This is a genomic window from Amnibacterium kyonggiense (genome assembly GCF_004364555.1).
GTDB classification, from domain to species: Bacteria; Actinomycetota; Actinomycetes; order Actinomycetales; family Microbacteriaceae; genus Amnibacterium; species Amnibacterium kyonggiense.
The window spans coordinates 1-21,033 of record NZ_SOAM01000002.1; the positions used below are offsets into that span (position 1 = coordinate 1).

The 21,033-nt window shown below is 74.5% G+C and carries 20 protein-coding genes and 1 rRNA gene; 17 read left to right on the forward strand and 4 right to left on the reverse strand.

Going from position 1 to position 21,033, the window contains the following annotated elements:
* From rrf to der, 16 genes are all read left to right on the forward strand, one after another.
* Positions 1 to 81, forward strand: a 5S ribosomal RNA gene (rrf, locus tag CLV52_RS08365); the annotation flags it as partial.
* Between the two features lie 91 nt (positions 82 to 172).
* Positions 173 to 1,120, forward strand: coding sequence for a hypothetical protein (locus CLV52_RS08370; protein ID WP_133765915.1), 948 nt, complete (start codon positions 173 to 175; stop codon positions 1,118 to 1,120).
* A gap of 4 nt (positions 1,121 to 1,124) precedes the next feature.
* Entirely contained in the window at positions 1,125 to 2,129 is a 1,005-nt protein-coding gene (locus CLV52_RS08375; RefSeq protein ID WP_133765916.1) for an HAD-IIA family hydrolase, read from the forward strand.
* 121 nt (positions 2,130 to 2,250) lie between these two features.
* Entirely contained in the window at positions 2,251 to 3,093 is an 843-nt protein-coding gene (locus tag CLV52_RS08380) for a TlyA family RNA methyltransferase (protein ID WP_133765917.1), read from the forward strand.
* The gene (locus CLV52_RS08385) at positions 3,090 to 4,001 is read left to right on the forward strand and encodes an NAD kinase (protein WP_133765918.1); all 912 of its coding nucleotides are present in this window, start codon (positions 3,090 to 3,092) and stop codon (positions 3,999 to 4,001) included. Before CLV52_RS08380 ends, CLV52_RS08385 begins: the two co-directional genes overlap by 4 nt.
* Positions 3,980 to 5,719: a DNA repair protein RecN gene (gene recN, locus CLV52_RS08390; RefSeq protein WP_133765919.1), complete on the forward strand. Its 1,740-nt coding sequence runs from the start codon at positions 3,980 to 3,982 to the stop codon at positions 5,717 to 5,719. Before CLV52_RS08385 ends, recN begins: the two co-directional genes overlap by 22 nt.
* Before the next feature lie 75 nt (positions 5,720 to 5,794).
* Complete coding sequence (locus CLV52_RS08395; protein ID WP_133765920.1) at positions 5,795 to 7,480, forward strand: CTP synthase; 1,686 nt, start codon at positions 5,795 to 5,797, stop codon at positions 7,478 to 7,480.
* The gene (locus CLV52_RS08400; RefSeq protein ID WP_133765921.1) at positions 7,473 to 8,114 is read left to right on the forward strand and encodes an NUDIX domain-containing protein; all 642 of its coding nucleotides are present in this window, start codon (positions 7,473 to 7,475) and stop codon (positions 8,112 to 8,114) included. The genes CLV52_RS08395 and CLV52_RS08400 overlap by 8 nt, the downstream gene beginning before the upstream one ends.
* A gap of 129 nt (positions 8,115 to 8,243) precedes the next feature.
* On the forward strand, positions 8,244 to 9,143 hold the full coding sequence (xerD, locus tag CLV52_RS08405; protein ID WP_133765922.1) for a site-specific tyrosine recombinase XerD: 900 nt from the start codon (positions 8,244 to 8,246) through the stop codon (positions 9,141 to 9,143).
* 237 nt (positions 9,144 to 9,380) lie between these two features.
* Positions 9,381 to 10,265, forward strand: coding sequence for a ParA family protein (locus tag CLV52_RS08410; RefSeq protein ID WP_133766745.1), 885 nt, complete (start codon positions 9,381 to 9,383; stop codon positions 10,263 to 10,265).
* 7 nt (positions 10,266 to 10,272) lie between these two features.
* Positions 10,273 to 11,070: a segregation and condensation protein A gene (locus CLV52_RS08415; RefSeq protein WP_342773143.1), complete on the forward strand. Its 798-nt coding sequence runs from the start codon at positions 10,273 to 10,275 to the stop codon at positions 11,068 to 11,070.
* On the forward strand, positions 11,063 to 11,818 hold the full coding sequence (gene scpB / locus CLV52_RS08420) for an SMC-Scp complex subunit ScpB (RefSeq protein WP_133765924.1): 756 nt from the start codon (positions 11,063 to 11,065) through the stop codon (positions 11,816 to 11,818). The genes CLV52_RS08415 and scpB overlap by 8 nt, the downstream gene beginning before the upstream one ends.
* Complete coding sequence (locus CLV52_RS08425) at positions 11,808 to 12,596, forward strand: pseudouridine synthase (RefSeq protein ID WP_133765925.1); 789 nt, start codon at positions 11,808 to 11,810, stop codon at positions 12,594 to 12,596. The genes scpB and CLV52_RS08425 overlap by 11 nt, the downstream gene beginning before the upstream one ends.
* An 11-nt stretch (positions 12,597 to 12,607) precedes the next feature.
* Entirely contained in the window at positions 12,608 to 13,684 is a 1,077-nt protein-coding gene (locus CLV52_RS08430; RefSeq protein ID WP_133765926.1) for a prephenate dehydrogenase, read from the forward strand.
* A 13-nt stretch (positions 13,685 to 13,697) separates the two neighbouring features.
* Positions 13,698 to 14,372 (forward strand): (d)CMP kinase, encoded by a 675-nt coding sequence (gene cmk / locus CLV52_RS08435; protein WP_133765927.1) that lies wholly within the window; start codon positions 13,698 to 13,700, stop codon positions 14,370 to 14,372.
* Positions 14,369 to 15,880 carry a ribosome biogenesis GTPase Der gene (gene der / locus CLV52_RS08440; protein ID WP_133765928.1) on the forward strand — a complete coding sequence of 504 codons (1,512 nt, stop codon included), beginning with the start codon at positions 14,369 to 14,371 and terminating at the stop codon, positions 15,878 to 15,880. The genes cmk and der overlap by 4 nt, the downstream gene beginning before the upstream one ends.
* Positions 15,881 to 15,932: 52 nt before the next feature.
* On the opposite strand, the gene CLV52_RS08445 is transcribed toward der, so the two are convergent.
* From CLV52_RS08445 to CLV52_RS08460, 4 genes are all read right to left on the reverse strand, one after another.
* Positions 15,933 to 16,805, reverse strand: a complete 873-nt coding sequence (locus CLV52_RS08445; RefSeq protein WP_133765929.1) for a Rieske (2Fe-2S) protein — start codon at positions 16,803 to 16,805, stop codon at positions 15,933 to 15,935.
* Positions 16,806 to 16,930: 125 nt separating this feature from the next.
* Positions 16,931 to 17,872 carry an alpha/beta hydrolase gene (locus CLV52_RS08450; protein WP_211342660.1) on the reverse strand — a complete coding sequence of 314 codons (942 nt, stop codon included), beginning with the start codon at positions 17,870 to 17,872 and terminating at the stop codon, positions 16,931 to 16,933.
* A gap of 34 nt (positions 17,873 to 17,906) precedes the next feature.
* Positions 17,907 to 18,758 carry a 3-hydroxyacyl-CoA dehydrogenase gene (locus CLV52_RS08455; protein WP_133765930.1) on the reverse strand — a complete coding sequence of 284 codons (852 nt, stop codon included), beginning with the start codon at positions 18,756 to 18,758 and terminating at the stop codon, positions 17,907 to 17,909.
* A gap of 13 nt (positions 18,759 to 18,771) precedes the next feature.
* Positions 18,772 to 20,268, reverse strand: a complete 1,497-nt coding sequence (locus tag CLV52_RS08460; protein WP_133765931.1) for a flavin-containing monooxygenase — start codon at positions 20,266 to 20,268, stop codon at positions 18,772 to 18,774.
* Between the two features lie 84 nt (positions 20,269 to 20,352).
* On the opposite strand from CLV52_RS08460, the gene CLV52_RS08465 reads away from it, so the two are divergent.
* Positions 20,353 to 20,979: a TetR/AcrR family transcriptional regulator gene (locus tag CLV52_RS08465; RefSeq protein ID WP_133765932.1), complete on the forward strand. Its 627-nt coding sequence runs from the start codon at positions 20,353 to 20,355 to the stop codon at positions 20,977 to 20,979.
* Positions 20,980 to 21,033: the final 54 nt, after the last annotated feature.

Sequence of the window (21,033 nt, forward strand, 5' to 3'; positions counted from 1 at the left end):
ATTCCGAACCCGGAAGCTAAGGCTCTCAGCGCCGATGGTACTGCGAGGGTGACCTCGTGGGAGAGTAGGACACCGCCGGACTTCTTCTAGAAAAGGGGGAGGCCCTGCGCTCATTGCGAGCGCAGGTCCTCCCCCTTTTCCTTTTTGCGGCGCAGCCCGCGGAGGAGCCGAGATGAGCGACCAGAACGGGCGCGGCGGAGACCGACCGCGCCGTGGCGCGCGCCACGACCGCGGCGAGTCGAACGACCGGCCGCGGCGCGACAACGATCGACCGGGCCAGCGGGGCAAGCGCTCGACGGAGCGCTCGGGTCGCTCGTTCGCCTCGGATCGGCCGGCCCGCGAGGGCGCTCGGCGGGACCCGCGGCCGTCGCGGGACGCCGACGGCGCTCACCGCTCGGGTGGCGGGCGGCACGTCGACGAGCCGGCGCTGCCGGACGACATCAAGGCGTCGGACCTCGACCGGGCGGCACGCAGCGAGCTGCGCACGCTGTCGAAGGAGAACGCTGACGCCGTCGCGCGGCACCTCGTCGCGGCCTCGCGCGTGATCGAGGACGACCCCGACGAGGCGCTCCGTCATGCGCTCGCTGCAGCTCGCCGCGCGGGTCGCGTCGCGGTGGTCCGGGAGAGCGTGGCGATCGCCGCCTACGCGACGGGCGACTTCGCGCTCGCGCTCCGCGAGCTGCGCACGTTCCGCCGGATCTCCGGGTCGGACGACCAGATCGCCCTCATGGTCGACAGCGAGCGCGGCGTCGGTCGACCCGACCGTGCGCTCGAGGTCGGCCGGGCCGTGGACCGGGGCACGCTCCCGGTCGAGGCACAGGTCGGACTCGCCATCGCGATGTCGGGTGCGCGGCTCGACCTCGGAGATGCCCGCGCCGCGCTCGACGAGCTCGAGCGCGCGCCGCTCGACCTCCGGGTCGTGCACGTGTGGTCCCCGACGCTCTTCGAGGCCTTCGCGACCGTGCACGAGGAGCTGGGCGACGCCGACGAGGTGGCACGCTGGCGCAAGCGGGCGGAGAACGCCGAGCGGGTGCTCGACGACGCGGATTCTGAGCAGGACGCCGTGGTGGTGGAGACGGAGGCCGGCGAGGAGCCGGACGCCGACGGGGTCGGGGCCTGACCCCGTGGCGCGCTCCACGCCGCTCGGCGACGCCGACACCCTCCTGCTCGACCTCGACGGCGTCGTGTACCGCGGCAGCGGCGCGGTCGCCCATGCGGCGGCCTCGCTCGAGGCCGTCCGCGCGCGCGGCGTGCGGGTCGGCTACATCACGAACAACGCGTCCCGGACGGCGGCGACGGTCGCGGAGCAGCTGACGTCCCTCGGCATGGCGGCGGAGGCGGACGACGTCGTCACGTCCCCGCAGGCGGCCGTGCGGCTGCTCGCCGACCGGCTGCCCGCCGGTGCACGCGTCCTGGTCATCGGCGGGATCGGGCTCCGGTCCGTCGTCGAGGAGGCCGGGTTCGTCGTCGCCGCGAGCGCCGACGACGCGCCCGACGCGGTCGTGCAGGGCTTCGCCCCCGAGCTCGGCTGGAAGGACCTGGCGGAGGCGTCCTTCGCCCTCGCCGACCCGGACCGCCTCTGGGTCGCGACGAACACCGACTGGACGATCCCGGTGGACCGGGGTATCGCCCCGGGCAACGGCACGCTCGTCTCCGCGGTGCACGCCGCGGTGGGGCGGCTCCCGATCGTCGCGGGGAAGCCGGAGACGCCGCTCTTCGAGACGGCCGTCGAGCGGTTCGGCGCGCGACGGGCGTTCTTCGTGGGCGACCGCCTCGACACGGACGTGAAGGGGGCGAATGCGGCCGGGATGCCGTCCGCGCTCGTGCTCACCGGCATCGACGGCCCGAAGGAGCTCCTCGCCGCGCCGCCGGACTCGCGGCCCGGCTTCGTCCTCGCCGATCTGCGCGGGCTGCTCGAGCCGTACCCCGAGGTGAAGCGTCGCGGCGACGGCGTGCAGGTCGGCAAGGCGATCGCCCGGATCCGCGGGGTGGAGCTCGAGGTCGTCCGCGAGGGCGAGCCGATCGACCTGATCCGCGCGGTGGCCGCCGCGGTCTGGTCGTCGGGCGTCGGCGTCTACGCCCTCCGCATCCCGGAGGCCGTGCTCCGTCTGCGCGCCTCGTTACGCTGACGACCATGGACGACGACCGGATCACCCCGGCGGCGGTCGAGGCGCTGCCCCTCGAGGCGCGCGCCGCGGCGTACCTCGCCGCGCAGCGGGCACTGGAGGAGCGACTGCAGCTGCCCTCCTCGTGACGGCCCCCGCAGCGGCCTCCGACGACCTCGAACGCATCGACGTCGCCCTGGTGAGCCGCGGGCTCGTCCGCAGCCGGTCGGCCGCGCAGACGGCGATCGCCGCCGGACGGGTCCGCGTCGACGGCGTGGCCGCCAAGCGCGTCTCGCAGAAGGTCGGACCGGACGCGGTGCTCGAGGTCGACCGCGGCAGCGGCTGGGTCGGTCGCGGGGCCGGCAAGCTCGACGCCGCGCTCGACGCGTTCGAGGTCGCGGTCGACGGACGGACGGCCCTCGACCTCGGGGCGTCGACCGGCGGCTTCACCCAGGTCCTGCTCGAGCGCGGCGCCGCCTCCGTGATCGCGCTCGACGTCGGGCACGACCAGCTCGCGCCGGAGCTCCGCGCGGATCCGCGGGTCGTCGTCGTCGAGGGGGAGAACGCACGCACGCTGACGGCGGAGCGGCTCGCGGAGCTGACCGGGCGGTCGGACGCGCCGCAGGTCGTGGTCGCGGACCTGTCGTTCATCTCGCTGACGCTCGTCCTGCCGGCGATCGCCGCGGTCGCGGCGCAGGACGCGGATGTGATCCTCCTGATCAAGCCGCAGTTCGAGGTCGGTAGGACCGTGGTGCGCGGCGGGCTCGTGCCCGATGCGGCGGACCGGGAGCGCGCCGTCAGGGCGGTGCTGGACACCGCATCGGCCGCCGGCTTCCTCACCGCGGGCCTCATCCCGTCCCCGGTCGTCGGCACGCACGGCAACCGGGAGGCGCTCGTGCACCTCCACCGTCTGCGCGGGAGCGATCCGTCAGAATGGACGACGTCGATCGGGCGCGCCGTGCGCCCTGGCCCCGGGGAGGTCGGATGACGCAGCGACGCCACGTCCTGATCCTCGCCCACACCGGTCGCGACGTGACCGTCGACGCCGCCGCCAAGGCGATCGCACTGCTGCGCGACGGCGGCGTCGTCCCCGTGCTCACGCCGACGGAGCGCGACGACCTCGCGGGCCGCTGCGACGTCGACGGCGTGGAGGTGCTCGGGGAGGACGTGCGGGTCGACGACCTCGAGCTCGTCGTCGTCCTCGGCGGCGACGGCACGATCCTGCGGGCCGCCGAGCTCGTCCGGAACTCGGACGTCCCGCTGCTCGGGGTGAACATGGGCCACGTCGGCTTCCTCGCCGAGGCGGAGGCGGACGATCTCACCCGGGTCATCCGCCGCGTCGTGGAGCGCCACTGGGACGTCGAGGAGCGCCGGGCCATCGCGGTGACGGTCTACCAGGACGACCGGGTCGTGCACCGCGACTGGGCGCTGAACGAGGCCTCCGTCGAGAAGGCGGCGCGGGAGCGGATGCTCGAGGTCGTGCTCGAGGTCGACGGCCGGCCGCTGTCGACCTTCGGGGCCGACGGGGTCGTCGTGTCGACGCCGACCGGGTCGACCGCCTACGCGTTCTCCGCGGGCGGGCCGGTGGTCTGGCCGACCCTCGACGCGATGCTCGTCGTGCCGCTCTCCGCCCATGCGCTGTTCGCCCGGCCGCTGGTGGTGCCCCCCACCTCGACGATCGCCGTGGAGGTCCTGCGGCGCACGCCGACGAGCGGCGTGCTGTGGTGCGACGGGCGTCGCATGTTCGACCTCGAGGTCGGCGCGCGGATCGAGATCGGCGCCTCGCCGCGACCGGTGCGGCTGGCGCGCATCCACTCCGAGGAGGACCGGTTCACGGACCGGCTCGTCCACAAGTTCGACCTGCCGGTGAGCGGATGGCGGGGCCCGGCGTCGTGAGCGCGCCCCGCCCCGGTATCGAGGAGATCACGATCCGCGGCATCGGCGTGATCGAGGACGCGGTCCTGCCGCTCGGACCCGGCTTCACCGCGCTCACCGGCGAGACCGGCGCCGGCAAGACGATGGTGGTCACCGCGCTCGGGCTGCTCCTCGGCGGACGGGCCGACTCCGGGGTGCTCCGGGCGGGCGCGGAGCGCGCGGTCGCGGAGGCGCGCTGGATCGTGCCCGCGCACGGCGCGGTCGCCGACCGGGTGGACGACGCCGGCGGCGAGCTCGAGCCGATCGGCGAGGGCGCCGCGGAGCTGCTCGTGTCGAGGACCCTCTCCGCGGAGGGCCGCAGCCGCGTGGCGGTGGCCGGCCGATCCGTGCCGGTCGGGGTGCTGCAGGAGCTCGGTGAGGACCTCGTCGCCGTGCACGGGCAGTCCGAGCAGCTGCGGTTGAAGTCGCCCGTGGCGCAGCGCGAGCTGCTCGACCGGTTCGCCGGCGGCGAGCTCGCGGCCGTCCTGGAGGAGTACGCGGCCGTGCACCGGCGGCTCCTCGAGGACCGCGCGGAGCTCGACCGGCTGACGGCCGAGCGGGACGCGCGGGCCGCGGAGGCGGAGGAACTCCGGATCGCCCTGGCGGAGATCGAGGAGGTCGCGCCGCAGCCCGGCGAGGACGCCGAGCTCGCCGCCCTCGCCGAGCGGCTCGGCGCGCAGGACGAGCTCCGCGTCGCGGCGGCGACGGCGCACGAGGCGCTGTCCTCCGAGGACGTGGGCGCGCTCGACGCGCTAACGCTGCTCGTCGAGGCGCGGCGGGCGCTCGAGCGGGCCGCGCCGATCGACCCGGAGCTCGCCGCGCTGGCCGAGACCGTGGCGTCGGTGGCGTCGCTCGCCGCGGACGCCTCCGCCGACCTCGCGAGCTACCTCGCCGCGCTCGATCCGGACGCCCCCGGGCGGCTCGAGGGCGTGCAGCAGCGGATCGGGGAGCTGAACGTGCTCCTCCGGAAGCACGGGCCGACGCTCGACGACGTGCTCGCGACCGCCGAGTCCGGCAGCCGGCGTCTGCTGGAGCTCGACGCGGACCCGGACCGGCTCGAGGCGCTCGCCGCCCGGACCGGCGAGGCGGAGCGCGAGGCGTCCGTGCTCGCCGACCGGATGACGGCGCTGCGTCGCGACGCCGCGGATCGGCTCGGCGCCGCCGTGACCGCGGAGCTCGGCGACCTCGCGATGGGGAACTCGTCGGTGCTCGTCGAGGTGACGAGCCGCGAGGAGCTGACGGCGACCGGCCGCGACGCCGTGCAGCTGCTGCTCCGGGCCTACCCGGGCGCGGAGCCACGACCGATCGCCCGCGGCGCCTCCGGCGGCGAGCTCTCCCGCGTGATGCTCGCCCTCGAAGTGGTGTTGGCCGGCACGGATCCCGTGCCGACGTTCGTGTTCGACGAGGTCGACGCCGGGATCGGCGGCGCGGCGGCGACGGAGGTCGGCAAGCGGCTCGCCCGGCTCGCGACCACGTCGCAGGTCATCGCCGTGACGCACCTCGCGCAGGTCGCCGCGTTCGCGACGAACCACCTGAAGGTGCTGAAGGGGTCCGACGGCGGCGTCACCACCTCCACGGTGCAGCGCCTGACCGGCGACGAGCGGGTCGCGGAGATGGCGCGGCTCCTGTCCGGGCTCACGACGAGCGACTCGGCCCTCGCGCACGCCCGCGAGCTGCTCGACCTCGCGGGCACCGCCTGAGTCGCGACCGCCGTGGTCGGTCCGGTGCCCGGAACATCCATAAGATGGAAACCCGTGGTGGACACGGGGAGTTCGATGCCGGCCAAGATCACGAAGCACGTCTTCGTCACCGGAGGCGTCGTCTCGTCTCTGGGGAAGGGCCTGACGGCCGCGAGCCTCGGCAACCTGCTGACGTCGCGCGGGCTGCGGGTCGTCATGCAGAAGCTCGACCCCTACCTCAACGTCGATCCCGGGACGATGAACCCGTTCCAGCACGGCGAGGTGTTCGTCACCGACGACGGCGCGGAGACCGACCTCGACATCGGGCACTACGAGCGGTTCCTCGACATCAACCTCAGTCAGTCGGCGAACGTGACGACCGGGCAGATCTACTCCTCCGTCATCGCGCGGGAGCGACGCGGCGAGTACCTCGGCGACACCGTGCAGGTCATCCCGCACATCACCGACGAGATCAAGCGCCGCATGCGCCTGCAGGCCGCCGACGACCCGCAGCCGGACGTGATCATCACGGAGATCGGCGGCACCGTCGGCGACATCGAGAGCCAGCCCTTCCTCGAGTCGGCGCGGCAGGTGCGCCACGAGCTCGGTCGCCGCAACGTGTTCTTCGTGCACGTCTCGCTCGTGCCGTACCTCCCGACCTCGGGCGAGCAGAAGTCGAAGCCGACGCAGCACTCCGTGGCCGCGCTGCGCTCCATCGGCATCCAGCCGGACGCCCTCGTGCTGCGCTCCGACCGCCCGGTGACGGAGGCGAACCGCAAGAAGATCGCGCTGATGTGCGACGTCGACGAGGACGCCGTGGTGAACGCGGTCGACGCCCCGTCGATCTACGACATCCCGGCGATGCTGCACGACCAGGGCCTCGACGACACGATCGTCGAGGCGCTCGGGCTGGAGACGGGGGACGTCGACCTCACCAGCTGGAACACCGTCCTGCAGGCGGTCCACCAGCCCCGTCAGGAGGTCACCATCGGCCTCGTCGGCAAGTACATCGACCTGCCGGACGCCTACCTGTCCGTCACGGAGGCGCTCCGGGCCGGCGGGTTCGCGCAGCAGACGAAGGTCTCGCTCCGCTGGGTGCCGAGCGACGAGTGCGAGACGCCGGAGGGCGCCGCGCAGCACCTCGGCGACCTCGACGGCATCTGCATCCCGGGCGGCTTCGGCGTGCGCGGCATCGAGGGCAAGGTCGGCGCGCTCCGCTTCGCGCGGGAGAACGGCATCCCGGCGCTCGGGCTGTGCCTCGGCCTGCAGTGCATGGTCATCGAGTACGCGCGGCACGAGGCGGACCTGCCGGACGCCTCGTCGACGGAGTTCGACCCGGACACCCCGTTCCCGGTCATCGCGACGATGGCGGAGCAGGTCGCGATCATCGCCGGCGGCGACCTGGGCGGCACGATGCGCCTCGGCCTGTACCGCGCCGACCTCGACGAGGGCACCCTCGCCCGCGACCTCTACGGCCGGGCGGAGGTCAGCGAGCGGCACCGGCACCGGTACGAGGTGAACAACCACTACCGCGAGCGGCTGCAGGGCGCCGGTCTGGTCTTCTCCGGCACGTCGCCCGACCACAAGCTCGTCGAGTTCGTCGAGCTGCCGCGCGACGTGCACCCGTTCTACATCGGCACCCAGGCGCACCCCGAGCTGCGGTCGCGCCCGACGAACGCGCATCCGCTGTTCCGCGGCCTGGTCGGCGCGGCGCTCGAGCGTCAGCGCGCGTCCCGCCTGTTCGAGGACTCGAACGTGGAGGAGGTGGCCGCCGGTGCCTGACGCCATCGAGGACCGCCCGGAGCGGCACGAGGTCGTCGCCGACACGCTCCTCCACTCAGGCCGGGTGTGGGACGTCGCGCGGGAGACCTTCGACTACGACGGGAAGCCGATCACGCGGGAGCTGGTCCGCCACCCGGGAGCTGTCGCCGTCCTGGCGCTCGACGACGACGAGCGCATGCTGCTGATCCGCCAGTACCGGCACGCGATCCGCACCCGGGCCTGGGAGATCCCGGCCGGGCTGCTCGACAAGCCGGGGGAGCCGCCCCTGGTCGGCGCGCAGCGGGAGCTGGCGGAGGAGGCGGACGTCGCGGCGACGACCTGGAACGTCCTGGCCGACTTCCAGAACTCCCCGGGCGGCAGCGACGAGACCATCCGGGTCTACCTCGCGCGCGGGGTGTCCGCCGTGCCCGCGTTCGAGCGGAGCGACGAGGAGGCGGACATCGAGGTGCGCTGGGTGCCCCTCGACGACGTGGTCGACGCGGTGCTGAGCCGCCGGGTGCAGAGTCCCTCCCTGGTCGTCGGCGCGCTGGCCGCGGTCGCCGCGCGGGCCCGCGACTGGACGACGCTCGCGCCGGGCGACGAGCCGTGGCTCCGCCACCCGGTGGTCGGCGGCGACCCCTGGGTCACCCGCTGACCTTCCGGATCCGCAGTTCGTTCGCGGATCCGCAGTTCCTGGTCGACACGCCGGGGTGAGCCGCGGAGGACGCGGCGTGTCGTCCCGCTTCTGCGGATCCGCGAGCAGCGCGGTGCTGGACTCGACCCCGTGAAGGTCGAGCAGGCGGTCGGGCGGTTCCTCCGCCACGTCGCGGTCGAGCGCGGCCTGTCCGACAACACGCTCGCGGCCTACCGGCGCGATCTCGCGCGGTACGCCGCGCATCTCGAGGAGGCCGGCCGCACGGACGTCGGCGATGTGACGACCGCGGACGTGACGGCGTTTCTCTCGCGCATCCGCGGCGAGGACGGCGCCGCGGCCTCCTCCGCGGCTCGGATGCTGTCGTCCGTGCGCGGGCTGCACCGGTTCCTGGCGGAGGACGGCGTCGTCCCGGACGACGTCGCGCACGAGGTCGCTCCGCCGAAGCTGCCCATGCGCCTCCCGAAGGCCATCGCGATCGACGAGATGGCGCGCCTGATCGCCGCGACGGAGGGGGAGGAGCCCGTCCTCGTCCGGGATCGGGCCCTGCTCGAGCTGCTCTACGCGACCGGTACCCGGGTGAGCGAGGCCGTCGGGCTCGACGTCGACGACCTGTCGACCGGGGAGCTGGTGCGGGTGCTGGGCAAGGGCGGCAAGCAGCGCCTCGTGCCCGTCGGCTCCTACGCTCGGGCCGCGGTCGACGCTTACCTCACCCGCGTCCGGCCGATGTGGGCGGCGAAGGGGCCGGCGACACCCGCGCTGTTCCTCGGCGCGCGCGGGGCGCGGCTGTCCCGGCAGGGGGCGTGGCTCGTCATCCAGGCCGCCGCCGAGCGGGCCGGTCTCTCGGCGCACGTCTCACCGCACACCTTCCGGCACAGCTTCGCCACTCACCTGCTGCAGGGCGGCGCCGACGTCCGCGTGGTGCAGGAGCTGCTCGGCCACAGTACGGTCGCGACGACGCAGCTGTACACGCTCGTCACGGCGGACGGCCTGCGGGACGTCTACACGACCGCGCACCCCCGGGCGCGCTAGGCCCCGGGGGTCGAGCCGGGCGCTCCGCCCCCGTGTCGAGACCATTCCGATCGCGGACTGGTCTCGAGGCTCGCTGCGCTCGCACCTCGACCAGCGGACCGAACCGGCCGGCAGGACACGCCGCGGGCTCGGCGCGCGTCCAGCCGGCGGCGGCGCGTCGCCCCCGGACGGGGGACAGCCGTGCATAGCGTGGTCGGACGTTCGAGCCAGGACCCGAGGACCACACCCATGACGCAGATGACCGTGCTGGACACCCGACCCGACGCAGCCGAGGACGCGCTGCCGATCGGCCCGACCGGTCGGCCGGCGCACGACTTCCCCGTGCCGGCGCCGCTGACGCAGCACGGCCCGGCGCGGATCGTCGCGCTCTGCAACCAGAAGGGCGGCGTCGGCAAGACCACGACGACCGTGAACCTCGGCGCGGCGCTCGCCGCCTACGGCCGCCGGGTGCTGCTCATCGACTTCGACCCGCAGGGCGCCCTGTCCGCGAACTTCAAGGTGCAGACGGACGACGTCCCGACGATCTACGAGCTGCTGCTCGGCTCCTCGCGGACCGACCCGCGCGTCGCGATCCAGCACACGCAGATCGAGGGCCTCGACATCATCCCGGCGAACATCGACCTGTCCGCCGCCGAGGTGCACCTCGTCAACGAGGTCGCCCGTGAGCAGAGCCTCGCCCGCGTGCTCCGTCGCGTCGTCGACGACTACGACGTCGTCCTCATCGACTGCCAGCCCTCCCTCGGGCTGCTCACCGTCAACGCGCTCACCGCCGCGCACGGCGTCGTCATCCCGCTCGCGTGCGAGTTCTTCGCCCTCCGCGGCGTCGCGCTGCTCGTCGAGACCATCGAGAAGGTCCGCGACCGGCTCAACCCGGCGATCGCGCTGGACGGTATCGTCGGCACGATGTACGACCCGCGCACGCTGCACAGCCGCGAGGTCCTCGACCGCGTGGTGGAGGCCTTCGACGCCGACGTGCTCGAGACGGTGATCAGCCGGACCGTGAAGTTCCCGGACGCCTCCGTCGCGCGCGAGCCGATCCTCGAGTACGCGCCCGAGCACCGCGCCGCGGCCGCGTACCTGCAGCTCGCGCGGGAACTGGTGGTGCGGGGTGCCTTCGCCTGACCGGGACGTGCAGGTCGACGCGGCCCCGACGTTCCGGGTCCGCGTCGGCGGCTTCGACGGCCCGTTCGACCTGCTGCTCGACCTGATCGGTCGGCACGAGCTCGACGTGACCGAGCTCGCCCTCTCGATCGTCACCGACGAGTTCCTCGCGCACCTCGAGCACCTCGGGGACGACGCCGACCTCGACCAGACGAGTGGCTTCCTCGTCGTCGGCGCGACCCTGCTGGACGCGAAGATCGCCGGCCTCCTGCCCGCCGGCGAGGTCGTCGACGCGGAGGCCGTCGCGATGCTGGAGGCGCGGGACCTCCTCTTCGCCCGACTGCTGCAGTACCGCGCCTTCAAGGAGGCGTCGACCTGGTTCGCGGAGGCACTCGCACTCGAGGAGGCCCGGCACGCGCACCGCGGTGCCGTTCGCGAGCACCAGCTGCCGCCCGCGGCACCGCCCGAGCTGGACGTGGACCTCGCCGCGTTCGCGCAGCTCGCCGCGCTCGCCCTGGCTCCCCGCCCGGAGCCGACGGTCGGCCTCGACCACCTGCACGGTTCGGCGATCGGCCTCCGCGAGCAGGCGGCGGAGGTCGTCAGCCTCCTGCGCCGGGGCTCGTCCATGTCCTTCCTCGACCTCGCGGGACCGGCGGCGACCCGGCCCGTGGTCGTCGCGAGGTTCCTCGCGGTGCTCGAGCTGTACCGGCTCGGGGCGATCGCGTTCGAGCAGCTCGACCCGCTCGGCGCGCTCGTCGTGCGGTGGACGGCCCAGGACTGGGACGACGCGACGCTCGCCCGGCTCGGTGGGGGCTTCGATGAGTGACCGTTCGGCGCCGGCGCGGCGCACGCCGCAGGAGCCGGTCGCCCTCCTGCTCTCCGGCCTGCTCGGCGCCCCCGTCGACGACGCCGAGCTCGCGGCCGCGTTCGGTGCGCGGGAGGAGGCCCCGGCCCCCGCGGCGGACCCGGCCCCTGCAGCGGACCCGGCGCCCGCGCCCGCCCGGGGGCACGCGCCGTCGGCGCTCGACGACCTCGACGAGCGCGTCGAGGCGCTGCTCGTCGTCGCCGACCGCCCGCTCGACCTGCTGACGATCGCCAGCGCGGTCGACCGCCCCGTCGCGGTCGTGCGCCAGGCGGTCGAGCGCATCCGCGACGACTACGACGGCCGCGACGGCGGGCGGCGCCGCGGGTTCGAGCTGCGCGAGCTCGCGCTCGGCTGGCGCCTCTACGCCCGGCCGGCGCACGACGAGAGCGTGCGCCACCTGCTCGAGATCGAGACCGCCGGACGGCTGAGCCAGGCCGCCCTCGAGACCCTCGCCGTGATCGCCTATCGCCAGCCGGTGTCGCGGGGGCAGGTCGCCGCGATCCGCGCCGTCTCCGTCGACTCGGTGCTGAAGACGCTCGTCGCTCGCGGCCTCGTCACAGAGGTCGGGCGCTCCGAGGAGACCGGCGCGATCCTGTACGGCACGACGGGCGACCTGCTCGTCGCGCTCGGCATCCGCTCGCTCGCCGAGCTGCCGCCGCTCGCCCCGCTGCTCGAAGGCGTCGAGGGGGCGCACGCCGATGTCCGCTGAGCAGCGACCGGATCCCTCGACGGGCTCGGAGCGGCGTGGCGAGCGGCTGCAGAAGGTGCTCGCCGCCGCGGGCGTCGCCTCCCGCCGCGCCTCCGAGGAGCTCATGGCCGCGGGACGCGTCGCGGTGAACGGCCGCACGGCCACCGAGCCGGGGACGCGCGTCGACCCGGCGGTGGACGAGGTCGCCGTCGACGGCGTGCCCGTGCGGGTCGACCCCGAGCGGCGGACCGTCATCCTCCACAAGCCGACGGGCGTCGTGTCGTCGATGCAGGACGACCGCGGGCGGCCGGATCTCTCCCAGTACGCGGATCGCTACGAGGAGCGGCTGTTCAACGTCGGCCGGCTCGACACGGACACCTCCGGGCTCCTGCTGCTGACGAACGACGGGGACCTCGCGCAGGTGCTCGCGCACCCGTCCTTCGGCGTGACGAAGACCTACATCGCGCTCGTCGAGGGGGCCGTGAAGCCCGCCGCGCTGCACCGCCTCCGGGAGGGGGTCGAGCTCGACGACGGCCCGATCGCCGCCGACCGCGTCCGGATCCTGCCGGGCGGTGCGCAGCCCGGCGCGACCCTGCTCGAGGTGACGCTGCACTCCGGGCGCAACCGGATCGTGCGGCGGATGCTCGACGCGGTCGGCCACCCGGTGCGGGAGCTCGCGCGCCGCGAATTCGGCCCGCTCAAGCTCGGGGACCTGCAGGCCGGCCGGTCCAGGGACCTGACGGCGGCGGAGTTCGGGGCGCTCGCGACCCTCGTGAGGCGGGGGCGGCCCGACCGGTAGGCTGTTCGCCCGTGTCCGCCCGCACCACGGGGCAGGTCCGGGTCGTCGGCACCGGGCTGCTCGGCACGAGCATCGGGCTCGGCCTCTCGTCCCTCGCCGTCGACGTCGTCCTCGACGACGTCTCGCCGGCGACCCTGGCGCTCGCGGTGGACTACGGCGCCGGCAGGCCCACGAAGCCCGCGGACGCGCCCGCCCTCGTCGTCGTCGCCGTCCCGCCGGACGTGACCGCGGACGTCGTCGCCGCGGAGCTCGCGCGCTACCCGGAGGCGCTCGTCACAGACGTCGCGAGCGTGAAGGCCGGGCCGCTCGCCGCGCTCGAGGCGGCCGGCGCCGCGACCGACCGCTACCTCGGCGGCCACCCGATGGCCGGTCGCGAGCGCGGGGGCCCGATCGCCGGCCGCGCCGACCTCTTCCTCGGGCGGCCGTGGGTGATCACGCCGCACGCCGGCTCGCGCCCGGAGCACGCCGCCGTGCTCGAAGCGCTCGCGCTCGACCTCGGCGCGGTTCCGGTGCGGCTCGCCGCCGATCGGCACGACGACGCCGTCGCGGTCGTCTCGCACGCCCCGCAGCTCGTCTCCAGCCTGCTCGCCGCGCGCCTCGTCGACGCCCCCGACCACGCGACCGACCTCGCCGGGCAGGGCCTCCGCGACACCACCCGCATCGCGGCCAGCGACCCGACCCTCTGGGTGGAGATCCTCAGCGCGAACGCGGCGCGGATCCTCCCGATCCTCACCGACCTCCGCGACGACCTCGACGCGGTGCTCGACGCCCTGGCGGACCCGTCGGCGCGCGGCGCCCGGCGCGCGCTCGCGGACGTGCTCGCGGCGGGCAACGACGGCGTCGCCCGGATCCCCGGCAAGCACGGCGTCGACCTCCGCACCACGACGATGGTGGTGCTGGTCGACGACCGCCCCGGACAGATCGCCCGCCTGCTCACCGAGATCGGCGAGCTCGGCGTGAACCTCGAGGACATGCGCCTCGAGCACTCGCCGGGGGCGCCGATCGGGATCGTGGAGATCGCGGTCGCCCCGGAGGTCGCGGGCGGCCTCGAGGCGGACCTGCGCGGCCGCGGATGGCGGATCGCATGACGGAGGAGCAGCAGTGGGCGTGATCGTGGCGGTGGACGGCCCGGCCGGGAGCGGCAAGTCGAGCGTCTCGCGGGCGGCCGCGGTCGAGCTCGGCTACGCCTTCCTCGACACGGGGGCCGCGTACCGCGCCCTGGCATGGAGCGTGCTCGAGCACGGCGGCGACCCGGAGGACGCGGGCGACGTCGAGCGCGCCCTCGACGGCTTCGCGTTCACCTCCGCCGACGACCCGGCGGAGCGCTGGGTGCGAGTCGGCGACGTCGACGTGACGGAGGCCATCCGGACCCCGCGCGTCACCGCGGCGGTCAGCGGCATCGCTCGCGTGCCCGCCGTGCGGGCGCGGCTGAACGACGGCTTCCGCGCGCGGCTGGCCGCCGCCGAGCCGGGCGTCGTCGCCGAGGGCCGCGACATCACCACCGTCGTCGCGCCGCACGCGGACGTCCGGGTGCTGCTCACCGCGAGCCCCGAGGTGCGGGCGTCGCGCCGGGCGCGCGAGCTGCCCGAGGAGGACCACGGCGCCGTCGCGCGCTCGATCGCCGAGCGCGACGCGAAGGACAGCCGCGTGGTCGACTTCCTCGAGGCCGCGGAGGGCGTGACCACGCTCGACTCGACCGACCTCGACTTCGCCGGCACCGTCGGCGCCCTCGTCGCCCTGGTGCGCCAGGCGGCCGGATTGGAGCCCGTCTCATGACCGACGCCGACGACGAGTTCGACGCCACCCCCGACGACCTCGCGGAGCGCCTCGGCGCGATCGACGACGACGCGGCCGAGCGGAGGGCGGCGACCCTGCGGCTCGGGCTCGAGGACTACGCGCTCGAGGACGAGGACCGCCTGCTGCTCGAAGCGGGTGACATCGAGGACGCCGAGTCCGGCGCGGGCGCCGCGCTGCCGGTGCTCGCGATCGTCGGCCGGCCGAACGTCGGCAAGTCGGCGCTCGTGAACCGGATCCTCGGGCGCCGCGCCGCGGTCGTCGAGGACGTGCCGGGCGTGACGCGCGACCGCGTGACCTATCGCGCCGAGTGGGAGGGACGCGAGTTCACGCTCGTCGACACCGGCGGCTGGGAGCCCGACGCCTCAGGGCTCGACGCGGCCGTCGCCGCGCAGGCCGAGATCGCGATCGACCTCGCCGACGCCGTGCTCTTCGTCGTCGACTCGATCGTCGGCGCCACGAGCACGGACGAGCAGGTCGTCAGGATGCTCCGCGCCTCGAAGAAGCCCGTCCGGCTCGTCGCGAACAAGGTCGACGGCGAGCGGCAGGAGGCGTACATCGGCGAGCTCTGGGGCCTCGGTCTCGGCGAGCCGTGGCCGACCTCCGCGGTGCACGGCCGCGGCGTCGCGGACCTGCTCGACGAGGTCATGCGGATCCTGCCGACCGAGTCCGCGGTCGCGAAGCCCGAGGAGCGCGGACCGCGTCGCGTCGCCCTCGTCGGGCGGCCGAACGTCGGCAAGTCGAGCCTGCTGAACAAGTCGGCGCGCGAGGAGCGCGTGGTCGTCTCCGACACCGCGGGCACCACGCGCGACCCGGTCGACGAGCAGATCGAGATCGCCGGCACGGTGTGGCGCTTCGTCGACACCGCGGGCATCCGCCGCCGGACGCACCTCTCGCAGGGCGCGGACTTCTACGCCTCCCTCCGCACGCAGGCCGCGCTCGAGCGCGCCGAGGTCGCGGTGGTCCTGTTCGACGTCACCGAGCCGATCAGCGAGGCGGACATCCGCATCGTCGACATGGTGCTCGAGTCCGGCCGAGCGCTCGTGCTCGCGTTCAACAAGTGGGACCTGCTCGACGACGACCGCCGCCGGTACCTCGAGCGGGAGATCGAGCAGGAGCTCGCGCACGTCGCGTGGGCGCCGCGCGTGAACATCTCCGCCCGCACCGGTCGGCACCTCGAGAAGCTCGTCCCGGCGCTCGAGGCGGCGCTCGACGGCTGGGACACGCGCATCCCGACCGGCAAGTTCAACGCTTTCATCGCCGAGCTCACGGCGGCGCACCCGCACCCCGTCCGCGGCGGCAAGCAGCCCCGCATCCTGTTCGGGACGCAGGCCGGCAGCCGGCCGCCCACCTTCGTGCTGTTCACGACCGGCTTCCTCGACCCGGGGTACCGCCGTTTCGTGCAGCGCCGCCTCCGCGAGGTCTACGGCTTCGTGGGCACGCCGATCGTGGTCAACATGCGCGTGAGGGAGCGTCGCCAGCGCAGCTGAGCCGTGCGCTTCGGCGGCATGGTCCGCCGCTCTCCGGGGGCGAAACGAGAACTCAGGGGCGGGGGAGGCGGATCTCGACGAGCTCGCCGGTGATGCGCGTCTCGAAGCGGATCGCCGGCGCCGTCGCCGGGCCGTGGACGACATCGCCGGTCGCGATCTCGAAGACGCTGCCCCGGGTGGTCGTGATCGTCGCCCCGGCGTGGCCGGGATCGGTGAGCACGCCGTCCGAGAGCGGCTCGCCGAGGTGCGTCGACACGTCGGCGAGCACGTCGACGCGGCCGCCGCGGCGGAGGACGAACAGGGCCGTCCCGCCGATCTCGCCCCGCACCGGCTCCTCCTCCGGCAGCTCGTCGAGCTCGCCGATCGCGTGCCAGCCCTCGGGGAAGGTGTGGACGACGGCGTCGGCGTGGTTCGCGCCGACCGCCTGGCGGTAGCCCAGGTGGCCGCCGAGGTATCCGCCGAACCCGACGAGGCCGAAGCCCGCGAAGCCGAGCGCCTTGCCGAGGCCCTCGCGCCCGCTCCTGCGTGCGAGCCAGGAGGCGGCGTAGAGCATCCACGCGGTCTCGTTCGCGACGGCGTGCACGATGCCGACGCGCTGCTGCTGCCGGTCCGAGCGCGCCCAATCGGCCCAGCCGGCGGCGATCGCGGGGAGGGCCCCGACCACGCCGGCCCCGACGAGCACGCGGGCCGCGCGCTCGGTGCCCGGCACGAGGTCGAGCACGGCGGCGCCGATCCAGCTGCCGGCGGGCACCAGGACCATCGCCGGGTGCAGGGGGTGGCCTGCTGGTACGCCGTGCAGCACGTCCTCCAGCGCCCGCGGCTTCAGCACGGCGTCGACGACGCCGTGCACGCGGGCGATCACGCCGTCGAGGACCGCCGCGTCCTCGAGCTTCACGATCGGCTTCAGGATGCGCAACTCACGCATGTCCGCTCCGTTCCCGCCGACGTCGGCGTGTCACGTCCACCCGACCGGTCGCGCGCCGACGCTGCAAGCAGACCGCCGACGTCGCAGCCGTTCCCCGGCAGACCTGCAGAACGCGCTCAGGCCGCTCAGCGCAGCAGGTCGGCGAGGGCGGCGTCGATCTCGTGCGTCGCGCGGAGCGATCCCGGCAGCGGCGTGCCGTAGAAGCCGTGGATCAGCCCGGGATAGGTGCGGTGCCAGACCGGCACCCCGGCCGCGACCAGCGCCGCCGCGTACGCGACGCCCTCGTCGCGCAGCGGGTCGTACTCCGCGGTCGCGATGACGGCGGGCGCGACGCCCGCGAGATCGGGCGTGCGCAGCGGCGCGATCCGTGGGTCGTCGATCAGGGCGCGCGCCTCCTCGGCGTCCGGCTGCAGGCCGGTGTACTGCTCGAAGAACCAGTCCATGTCGCGCGCGGTGAGGAAGTAGCCCTCCGCGTTCTCGCCGCGGGAGGCGTAGTCGCCGCCCGGGTCGACCGCCGGGTAGGCGAGCAGCTGCGCGGCGAGCGGGATCCCCGCATCGCGGGCGTGGACCGCGGTGACGGCAGCGAGGTTCGCGCCGGCGCTGTCGCCGCCCACGACGAGCCGGTCCGGGTCGCCGCCGAACTCCTCGATGCGGCCGGCGACCGTCGCGAAGACGGACCAGGCGTCCTCCACCCCGCCCGGGAAGGGGCGCTCGGGCGCGAGGCCGTAGTCGACGCTGATGACGACCGCGCCGACGTCGGTCGCGAGCAGCCGCACGGTCAGGTCGTGCGTGTCGAGGTCACCCATGACGAAGCCGCCACCGTGCAGGTAGACGATCGTCGGTGCGGGGGAGGAGACCTGCGGCCGGTACACGCGGCACCGCACGCCGCCGATCACCTCGTCGCGGATCTCCCCGATGCGCGGCAGCGTCGCCGGGTCGCGGCGGTCGGCGCCGGAGATGCCGCGCAGCACCGCGCGCGCCGTGGGCACGTCGGAGTCGGCGGGGCCGGGGAGGCCGCGGCGCTGCAGCTCCTGCAGCATCTGCGCGGTGTCGGGGTCGAGCGGCACGGGATCCGTCCTTCGTCTCGTGGTGGCGGGGTGGTCAGTAGCGGTAGAAGCCCTCGCCGGACTCGACGCCCAGCTTCCCCTGGTCGAGGTAGTGCTCCTTCAGGTACGCCGCCCAGACCGCGGCCCGGGGGTCGGCGGAGGCGATCGCGTAGGCGGTGCGGAGCCCGACGACGTCGTAGATCTGGAACGGGCCCGCGGGCGCGCCGGTCGCCTTCCGCCAGGTCAGGTCGATGGTCGCGGGGTCGGCGACGCCCTTCACGAGCAGCTCGGCGGCGGCCCCGAGGAAGGGGATGAGGAGGGAGTTCAGCACGTAGCCCGGCTGCTCCTTGTGCAGCCGGATCGCGACCATGCCGATGGCCTCGGCGAACGCCTGCACGCGGTCCGCGACCTCCGGATCGGTGGCGGGGGTGCCCATCACCTCGGCGGTGTTGTTCACCCACACGTGGTTCGCGAAGTGGAGGGCGAGGAACCGGTCGGGGCGCCCGGTCGCGTCCGCGATGGCGCTCGGCAGCAGGCTGGAGGAGTTCGTCGCGAACACCGTCGCCTCGGGTGCCGCCGCGCCGATCCGGGCCCACACGTCGCGCTTCAGCTCGAGGCGCTCGGGCACGGCCTCGATGACGAGGTCCGCCTCCCGGACGGCCTCCGCGAGGTCGCTGACGAGGCGGATTCGGCCGGGGGCGCCGCGGTAGGCCTCGGCGTCCGGCATCTGCGCGGCCGCTTCGGCGGCGAACGCGTCGAGCCGGCCGCGTCCCGTGGTGAGCGCGGCGTCGTCGATGTCGAACGCGGTCACGTCGACGCCGTGCGCCGCGGTCTGCAGGGCGATCTGCGCGCCGAGCACGCCGAGGCCGAGCACGGTGACGCGGGCGAAGGGGCTGGAGGAGGGCATGGTGCCTTTCGGGTCACGCCCGCCGGGCGGCGGGCTCGAAGCGGAGCGCACGGCGGCGCGGGTCGATGCGGAACAGGAGGAGCTCGCGCAGGTAGTTCTGGTGCACCTTCCACGGCGAGCGGGCGCCCTGCCGCGGCAGCTGGGCGAGCCCGCGGCGGATGTAACCGGCGGCCAGGTCGATGACCGGCGCGGTCGGGCCGGTGTCCTCCGAGGCCTGCGGGGTGACGACCGGGGTGCCGCGGCGGCGCATGCGCTGCAGCAGGTCGACGACGCCGTTCGCGACGAGGTCGGCGCGCAGGGTCCAGGAGGAGTTCGTGTAGCCGATCGTGTACGCCAGGTTCGGCACCCCGGCGAGCATGAAGCCCTTGTAGGCCATCGTCCGGCCGGGATCGACGGGCCGGCCGTCGACGTCCAGGCGGATCCCGCCGAGCACGAGCACGTTGAGGCCGGTCGCGGTGACGAGCACGTCCGCGTCGAGCCGACCGCCCGACGCGAGCCGGACCCCGCGCTCGTCGATCCGTTCGATGCGGTCCGTCACGACGTCCGCGTCCCCGGCGGTGATCGCCCGGAAGAGATCGCCGCCCGGCACCGCGCAGAGCCGCTGGTCCCACGGGTCGTAGCGGGGCGCGAAGTGGGTGTCGACGTCGAAGGAGGCGGGCAGCTTCGCCTTCGCCGCGTTCCGCAGCACGGCCTTCATCGCCGCCGGCCTGCGGCGGGCGTACTGGTACAGCACGATCGAGCCGAGGATGTGCTTCGTCCGGACGATGCGGTACGCGAGGGACGCGGGCAGGCGTCCTTTCAGCCGCAGGGCGAGCCGGTCGCGCGACGGCACCGCGGCGACGTAGGTGGGGGAGCGCTGCAGCATGACGGCGTGCGCGCCCCGCTTCGCGAGGGCGGGCACGAGCGTGACGGCGGTCGCGCCGCTGCCGATGATGACGAACCGCTTGCCCGCCGGGTCGAGGTCGGCGGGCCAGTGCTGCGGATGCACGACCGTTCCGGCGAAGTCGCCGAGGCCCGGGATCTCGGGGGAGTAGCCCTCGTCGTAGCGGTAGTAGCCGGTGCAGCCGAACAGGAACGAGCAGGTGATCGTGCTCGTCGTGCCGGCTTCGCCCTCGCGCCACTCGCCCGTCGCGGCCGGGTCCCGGTGCAGCAGCGTGAGCTCCCAGCGCGACCGGTCGGACCGCCAGGAGGCCGCGACGACGCGGGTGCGGAACCGGACGCGGTCGCGGACACCGGTCTCCTCCGCCGTGCGTCGCACGTACTCGCGGATGTCGTCGCCGTCCGCGATCGCCTTCTCGCCGGGCCACGGGCGGGCCGCATAGCCGAGCGTGTACATGTCCGAGTCGGAGCGCACGCCGGGGTAGCGGAACAGGTCCCACGTACCGCCGATCACATCGCGCGACTCGAGGACCGCGAACCGGCTGCCCGGCATCCGACGAGCGAGGGTCGCCGCGGCGCCCACGCCCGACAGGCCCGCGCCCACGATCACCACGTCCAGGTGCTCCGTCATCTTCGACCTCCCGCGCACCCAGGCTATCGACACCGTGTCGAGAAAGTCGACACCGTGTCGGAGCTCGCTGGCTAGGCTCAGGTCATGAGCACGACGACCCGGGGCAGGCGGGGTGCGCGGCCGTCGGGCGACGATCGGCAGCGCGCCATCGTCGACGCCCTCGAGGGCCTGCTGCAGACGCGCCCGCTCGCGGACATCGCGGTCGACGAGATCGCGGCCGGTGCCGCGATCTCCCGCAGCGCGTTCTACTTCTACTTCGTCTCGAAGCAGGCGGTCCTGCTCGAGCTGCTCGACCGCATGGTCGCGGAGGTCGACGAAGGGCTCGCCGGCATCGGCCTGCCCGGCGACGACCCGGCGGGGTGGTGGCGCTCGTCGATCGGCGTCTTCGTCGACGTGTTCGGCGCGCATCGCGCGGTGTCCGTGACGCTCGCGGAGGCGCGGGCGACCGTGCCGGAGCTCCGGGACGAGTGGGCGAGGCGTTCCGGCCGCTGGGTCGACCTCACGGCCTCCACGATCGTCGCCGAGCGGCGGCGCGGCCGCGCGCGCGAGATCGTCGACCCGCGGGCCACCAGCGTCGCACTGAACGCGATGAACGAGCGGGTGCTCGTCGCGTCCTTCGCCGGCGAGCAGCCCGCGCTCGCGCCGGACGAGGTCCTCGACGTCCTGGCGGACGTCTGGTGCACGACCATCTACGGCACCCCGCGCCCGTGACCCGGCCCGGGTTCACCGATACGGAGATCCGGTGGACCGGATCTCCGTATCGGT